At 61.7% G+C, this 6,816-nt stretch carries 7 protein-coding genes and 1 pseudogene; 3 read left to right on the forward strand and 5 right to left on the reverse strand.

Annotated features, from left to right (window positions below; all coding sequences use genetic code 11):
* Nucleotides 1–74: 74 nt before the first annotated feature.
* The gene (gene ubiA, locus RV1423_RS24005) at nucleotides 75–929 is read left to right on the forward strand and encodes a 4-hydroxybenzoate octaprenyltransferase (protein ID WP_034302462.1); all 855 of its coding nucleotides are present in this window, start codon (nucleotides 75–77) and stop codon (nucleotides 927–929) included.
* A gap of 11 nt (nucleotides 930–940) precedes the next feature.
* Here ubiA and RV1423_RS24010 read toward each other — a convergent pair whose 3' ends face one another.
* The 3 genes from RV1423_RS24010 to RV1423_RS24020 are packed head-to-tail and all read right to left on the reverse strand — an operon-like array spanning nucleotide 941 to nucleotide 3,210.
* Entirely contained in the window at nucleotides 941–1,648 is a 708-nt protein-coding gene (locus RV1423_RS24010; protein ID WP_231502494.1) for a peptidoglycan DD-metalloendopeptidase family protein, read from the reverse strand.
* A gap of 7 nt (nucleotides 1,649–1,655) precedes the next feature.
* On the reverse strand, nucleotides 1,656–2,471 hold the full coding sequence (gene proC, locus RV1423_RS24015) for a pyrroline-5-carboxylate reductase (RefSeq protein WP_034302485.1): 816 nt from the start codon (nucleotides 2,469–2,471) through the stop codon (nucleotides 1,656–1,658).
* 31 nt (nucleotides 2,472–2,502) lie between these two features.
* Complete coding sequence (locus tag RV1423_RS24020) at nucleotides 2,503–3,210, reverse strand: YggS family pyridoxal phosphate-dependent enzyme (protein WP_034302468.1); 708 nt, start codon at nucleotides 3,208–3,210, stop codon at nucleotides 2,503–2,505.
* Between the two features lie 53 nt (nucleotides 3,211–3,263).
* On the opposite strand from RV1423_RS24020, the gene RV1423_RS24025 reads away from it, so the two are divergent.
* Both RV1423_RS24025 and RV1423_RS24030 read left to right on the forward strand, forming a co-directional pair.
* The gene (locus tag RV1423_RS24025) at nucleotides 3,264–4,307 is read left to right on the forward strand and encodes a type IV pilus twitching motility protein PilT (RefSeq protein ID WP_034302471.1); all 1,044 of its coding nucleotides are present in this window, start codon (nucleotides 3,264–3,266) and stop codon (nucleotides 4,305–4,307) included.
* A 64-nt stretch (nucleotides 4,308–4,371) separates the two neighbouring features.
* Nucleotides 4,372–4,857 carry a glutathione peroxidase gene (locus RV1423_RS24030; protein WP_034302488.1) on the forward strand — a complete coding sequence of 162 codons (486 nt, stop codon included), beginning with the start codon at nucleotides 4,372–4,374 and terminating at the stop codon, nucleotides 4,855–4,857.
* A gap of 6 nt (nucleotides 4,858–4,863) precedes the next feature.
* Here RV1423_RS24030 and RV1423_RS24035 read toward each other — a convergent pair whose 3' ends face one another.
* A complete protein-coding gene (locus tag RV1423_RS24035; protein ID WP_034302474.1) occupies nucleotides 4,864–5,499 on the reverse strand; it encodes a glutathione S-transferase in 636 nt (211 codons plus the stop codon).
* Nucleotides 5,500–6,428: 929 nt separating this feature from the next.
* Nucleotides 6,429–6,816: pseudogene (locus RV1423_RS24040) on the reverse strand (ketol-acid reductoisomerase); the annotation flags it as partial.

Below are 6,816 nucleotides of genomic sequence, written 5' to 3' on the forward strand. Positions count from 1 at the left end.
CGCTCTTTTATCACCCCTTTCATCGGCCCTTGATAGCCCCTTTATAATGTCGCTTTTCCTTTCGCCTGCCTGACATGAACCGCCTGACTCTCTATGCACGACTGGTGCGCCTGCACAAACCCATCGGCATCCTGCTGCTGCTGTGGCCGACGCTGATGGCGCTCTGGCTGGCGACCGACGGCCATCCCGACTGGCGCATCGCGGCGATCTTCACGCTGGGCACGGTGCTGATGCGTTCGGCCGGCTGCGCCATCAACGACTACGCCGACCGCGACTTCGACAAGCACGTCAAACGCACCGTCGACCGGCCGCTGACCGCAGGCAAGATCAAAAGCTGGGAAGCCTTGATGGTGGCGGCGGCGCTGGCGCTGGTTTCCTTCCTGCTGATCCTGCCGCTCAACACGCTGACCAGGCAATTGTCGGTGCTGGCGCTGATCGTGGCCGGCAGCTATCCCTACTTCAAGCGCTTCTTCGCGATCCCGCAGGCTTACCTCGGCATCGCCTTCGGCTTCGGCATCCCGATGGGATTCGCCGCCGTGCAGGGATCCGTGCCGCTGGCGGCCTGGCTGATGCTGGTCGCGAATGTGTTCTGGGCGGTTGCCTACGATACCGAATATGCGATGGTCGACCGCGACGACGACATCAGGCTCGGCATGAAGACATCGGCGATCACGTTCGGCCGCTTCGACGTGCTGGCGGTGATGCTGTGTTATGCGGCGGCGCTGGGAATTTTCTGGGCGGTCGGCTGGCAGTACGGGCTGCGCACCTGGTTCACGCTGGGTATGCTGGCTGCGGCCGCCTGCGCGGTCTATCACTACCGCCTGATCCGCGACCGCGACCGCACCCGCTGCTTCGCCGCCTTCATGCACAACAACTGGCTCGGCGCGGCGATGTTCGCCGGCGTCGTGCTGGATTACGCGTTGCGCTAAGCGCCGCTCAATCAGCTTCTGGGCTTGGGCAACAGCGGCACCGGGTTGATCGGCTTGCCGTTGCTGCGGATTTCGAAATACAGCTTGACCGTGCGGCTGTCGGTATCGCCCATCTCGGCGATCTGCTGGCCGCGGTTGACGGTCTGCCCTTCCTTGACCATGATCGATTTGTTGTGCGCATAGACCGACAGCAGGGTGCGGCTGTGCTTGACGATGATCATGTTGCCGTAGCCGCGGATGCCGCGCCCGGCGTAAGTCACCTTGCCGGCCTCGGCGGCCCATACCGGCTGGCCGGTAGTGCCGGAAATGTCGATGCCTTTCTGGTTGCGATCGGTCGTGGCGCTGAGCTTGCCCTGGGCCGGCCACATCCAGTTCAGGCGTTCGGCTTCCGCGCTTGAGGGCGCCGGCGGCGGCGCTTCTTTCTTCGGCTCGGCGGCGGCCGGCTTGCGGTCGGGCGCCTTGCGCACGGCCGCGGACTCCGCCGGTCGCGTCCGCGCAGCCGGCGGCGGTTTCACGCGCAAGACCTGGCCGACGTGGATTTCATCCTCATCGGACAGCCTGTTCCACGTCGCAAGCTCATGATGGCTATAGCCGAACGCGCGGCCGAGCGCGATCAGGGTATCGCCTCTTCTCACCGTATAGAAATCGCCGTCGGCGACAGGAGGACTCGCACACGCCGCCAGCAGCGCAACGAGCAAAACAGGAATATAACGACGCACGTTCAAACTAATCCTTGCCAAACTCCTCCCCCAGTTCCTTCCCTCTCGCTGCGGCGGCCTTGACCGCCGTCACGATATCCTGCCTGACGCCGGCGTTTTCCATGCTGGTCAGCGCGGCGTAAGTGGTGCCGCCTTTGGAGGTCACGCGCTCGCGCAGCAGCGCCAGCGGCTCCGGTGAACGGATCGCCAGCTCGACCGCGCCCGCGAAGGTCGCCTTGGCCAGCTCGACGCCCTGCTCCGCAGTCAGGCCCAGTTCGGTTGCCGCCTGCTGCATCGCTTCCATGAAATAAAACACGTAGGCCGGGCCGCTGCCGGACACAGCCGTGACCGGGTCGATCAGGTCTTCGTCGTCCAGCCACATGGTGGCGCCCGCCGCACGCAGGATGGCGTCGGCGGCGGCGCGCTGCTCGGCGCTGACGCCCGGCATGGCGACCATGCCGGTAATGCCCTTGCCGATCAGCGCCGGCGTATTGGGCATGGCGCGCACGACGGCCTGGTGGCCGCCGAGCCAGCGCGACAAGTCGACGCTGCGGATGCCGGCGGCAATGGACAGTATCAGTTGCTGCGAGATGAAAGGCTTGATTTTGCCGACCACTTCACGCATTTGCTGCGGCTTGACCGCCAGCACAATGACGTCGCATTGCGCCAGTGCGGCATCCGCCTGCGCCGACGCCGTGACGCCGAAGCGCTGCTGCAGTTTTTCAAGCGACTCGGGGACGATGTCGACGACGTGGATATTCTTCCCTTCGGTCAGCTTTCCAGCCAGGCCGCCGATCAATGCCGCGGCCATGTTGCCGCCGCCGATGAAACCTATTTTCACAATATGCTCTCTTCCTGAAGTTGAATACGGCTGATTATGGATTGCCCACATGGCGCTGGCCGAAAATGGCGGTGCCGATGCGCACGATCGTCGCTCCCTCGGCAATTGCGGCGTCCATGTCGGCGGACATGCCCATCGACAACGTATCACACGCAATGCCACGGCCGGATAACTGCTCCGCCAATTCCCGCAGGCGCCTGAACGCGGCGCGCTGCTCTTGTTCCACTTCGGTCGGCGCCGGGATCGCCATCAGGCCGCGCAGCCGCAACCGCGGCATCGCCGCCACCGCCTGCGCCACCGGCAGCAATTCTTGCGGCGCCAGGCCGCTCTTGCTGTCTTCGGCGCTGATGTTCACCTGCAGGCAGATATTCAGCGGCGGCAAATCCGGCGGGCGCTGCTCCGACAATCGGCGCGCGATCTTTTCGCGATCGACGGAATGCACCCAATCGAAATGCTCGGCAATCTGCCGCGTCTTGTTGCTCTGGATCGGGCCGATGAAATGCCACTCTATCTGCAACTCAGGCGCCGCCTGCTTCAGCACGGCCATCTTGTCGAGCGCTTCCTGGACGTAATTCTCGCCGAATGCCGTCTGGCCTGCGCGCGCGGCCTCGACAACGGCCCCCGCATCAAAAAACTTAGACACGGCCAGCAGCCGGATTGCCTGCGGATCCCGTCCTGCCACCCTGGCTGCGGCGTCGATGCGGGCATGAACAACTTGCAACTGTTTTGCTATTGACGACATAATCCTTCAGCTCGGGGAGGGGAATAACGCAATTTTTCCGTCAGAGATTATAAATGGACATTCCCGACCTTCTCGCATTTTCCGTCAAGAATCAGGCATCCGACCTGCATCTTTCGGCCGGATTGCCGCCCATGCTGCGTATTCGCGGCGATATCCGGCGCATCAATCTGCCCGTTCTGGGCGCAGATGAACTGCGCGCCATGCTCGCTGCGATCATGGACGAACAGCAACTCGCCGGCTTCGAACGCGACCTGGAATGCGATTTTTCGTTCGCTCTTCCCGACCTGGCGCGCTTTCGCGTCAATGCCTTCCATCAAACGCGCGGCCCCGCCGCCGTGATCCGCACCATTGCGCGCGACATCCCCGGCCTGGCGCAACTGGGCGCGCCGGCCATCCTGAGCGAACTGGCCTCGCGCCGGCAGGGCCTGATCCTCGTGACCGGCCCCACCGGCTCCGGCAAGTCGACCACGCTGGCCGCCATGGTCGGCCACATCAACCGGACGCGCGCGGCGCATATCGTCACCATCGAGGATCCCGTCGAATTCATCCACGACACCGACAAGAGCCTGATCAGCCAGCGCGGCGTCGGCACGCACACCAGATCGTTCGCCAACGCGCTGCGCGCCGCCTTGCGCGAAGATCCCGATGTGATCCTGATCGGCGAGCTGCGCGACCTCGACACCATCCGGCTGGCGCTGACCGCCGCCGAAACCGGCCACCTGGTGCTGGCAACCCTGCACACGTCCTCCGCCGCCAAGAGCGTCGACCGCATCATCGATGTCTTCCCGGGCGACGAAAAGGACATGGTGCGCGCCATGCTGTCGGAATCGCTCGGCGCCGTGGTCTCGCAAATCCTGCTGAAGACGAAAAACGGCGAAGGCCGCGTCGCCGCGCACGAAATCATGCTCGGCACGCCGGCCATCCGCAACCTGATCCGCGAAGGCAAGGTCGCGCAAATGATCTCCGTCATGCAAACCTCGGGCGCGGCCGGCATGCAGACGCTCGACCATTGCCTGGCGGAACTGGTGCGCAAGGAGGCGATCACGCCCGAGACGGCGCGCGCCGCGGCGCGGGCGCCGGAACATTTCCCTGGATGAATCCGATATGTGTCTGCGCAGTTCGAGCTATGATGACCGTCATACCATTTCCGAGGAGACGAGCATGAGCACCATCTACGACTTCCACCCCGCCTTGCCCGACAACACGCCGGCCTCGCTGGAGCAATACCGCGGCAAGGTTGCACTGATCGTCAACACCGCCAGCAAATGCGGCTTCACCCCTCAATACCACGGACTGGAAAACATCCACCGGCAGTTCAAGGACAAGGGCGTGGCGGTGCTCGGTTTTCCGTGCAACCAGTTCGGCGGCCAGGAACCGGGCAGCGCGGAAGAAATCGGCGCGTTCTGTGAAAAGAATTACGGCGTCAGCTTCCCGCTGTTCGCCAAGATCGACGTCAACGGCGACAAGGCCGACCCGCTGTTCACCTATCTCAAGGGCGAAGCGCCCGGACTGCTCGGCAGCAAAGCGATCAAATGGAATTTCACCAAATTCCTGGTCCGCAAGGACGGCACCGTCTTCAAGCGCTATGCGCCGGCCACCAAGCCTGAAGAAATGGTGACCGATATCGAGAAGCTGCTGGCGGAATGAAATTGTTCAATACGGACGGTAGGTGCCGTCGCCATAGGGCGCGGCGGCAAATTCCGGCAGCGTTTCCGCCGCTGTCGACAACGCCACCAACGCCGGATAACCCGCAGCCGGAACAATATCGGCGACCAGTTTCTGGCTGAAATACCAGGCCACCGCGGTAGTGAGCGTAGCTTGATCAATGGCCGTGCTGGTCACCGCCCGCGGCCGCTTCGCAAATTCGTCCTCCAGCGCCTGAAAGGCAGCCACCAATTGGCCGGACACGCGCGCCAGCCATGGCTCATGCAACTTCTCGGCCGGACGCAATGTATGTTCGTAGACAATCTGCACGCTCTTTTCGCAGGCCGTCATCGCCAGACCGATGATGCGCAACGCGCGCTGCAACTCGCCCAGCCCGGTCGGCAGCAAGCTGCGTTTTTTCTGCGGAAACGCTTCGGCATATTGCGTAATCAATATCGAATCCATCAACACCGTCCCGTCATCGCAGATCAGCGACGGCGCCTTGACCAGCGGATTGATTGCATGGAAACGATCGAAGGCGCGGAACACCGAAATCGACTGATGTTCGAAAGGCAGACCGAGCAATTGCAGGGAAATGGCGACGCGGCGGACGTAGGGGGAATCGAGCATACCGATGAGTTGCACTTGTATCTCCTTGATTGATGAAGTGGCGAGCAAGAGGCCTCGGGCCGTAAACATACCGCGAAACGAAAAAGGACGCCTGAGCGTCCTTTTTCCCATCAACTTCCCGTTACCGTCGTCCCCGCAAACGCTGGGACCCAGTGGCGTCAGTGCATCGCTCAAGCTTCTTCACGACGCTGGGTTCCAACTTTCGTTGGAACGACAAACGAGAGAGGTTTGACTTAGTTCTTCGGTTGGTCCGCCAGCTTAAACGAAAAAGGACGCCTGAGCGTCGTTTTATCCATCGATATCTCTATTGCCGTCGTCCCCGCGCACGCCGGGACCCAGTGGCGTCAGTGCATCGCTCAAGCTTCTTCACGACGCTGGGTTCCAACTTTCGTTGGAACGACAGACGAGAGAGGTTTGACTTAGTTCTTCGATTGGTCCGCCAGCTTAAACGAAAAAGGACGCCTGAGCGTCCTTTTATCCATCGATATCTCTATTGCCGTCGTCCCGGCGCACGCCGGGACCCAGTGGCGTCAGTGCATCGCTCAAGCTTCTTCACGACGCTGGGCTCCAACTTTTTCGTTGGAACGACAAACGAGCGAGGTTTAACTTAGTTCTTCGATTGGTCCGCCGGCTTAACCAAAAAAGGACGCCTGAGCGTCCTTTTTACCCATCGATATCTCTATTGCCGTCGTCCCGGCGCACGCCGGGACCCAGTGGCGTCAGTGCATCGCTCAAGCTTTTTCACGACGCTGGGTTCCATCTTTCGTTGGAACGACAAACGGGAGAGGTTTGGCTTAGTTCTTCGATTGGTCCACCAGTTTGTTGGCCTTGATCCACGGCAGGCTGGACGGGAATTCGCAAAGCACCGCTTTGCGCCGTCCTGCCCGGGGCGCGCTTGCAAGCGCGTCCTGTCATGATGCCTACGATCGCGGTCCGGAATCGCGTTAGTTCTTCGATTGATCCACCAGTTTGTTGGCCTTGATCCAGGGCATCATGGCGCGCAGCTTCTCGCCCACGATTTCGATCTGATGTTCGGCGTTGATGCGACGGCGCGACAGCAAGGTCGGCGCGCCGGCCTTGTTTTCCAGGATGAAGCTCTTGGCGTATTCGCCGGTCTGGATGTCGGTCAGCACCTGCTTCATGACCTTCTTGCTCTCTTCGTTGATGATGCGCGGGCCGGTGACGTATTCGCCGTATTCCGCATTGTTCGAGATCGAGTAGTTCATGTTGGCGATGCCGCCTTCGTAGATCAGGTCGACGATCAGCTTCAGTTCGTGCAGGCATTCGAAGTACGCCATTTCCGGCGCGTAGCCGGCTTCCACCAGCGTTTCG

The sequence above is a fragment of the Herbaspirillum sp. RV1423 genome, assembly GCF_000577615.1.
Classification (GTDB): Bacteria; Pseudomonadota; Gammaproteobacteria; order Burkholderiales; family Burkholderiaceae_D; genus Herbaspirillum.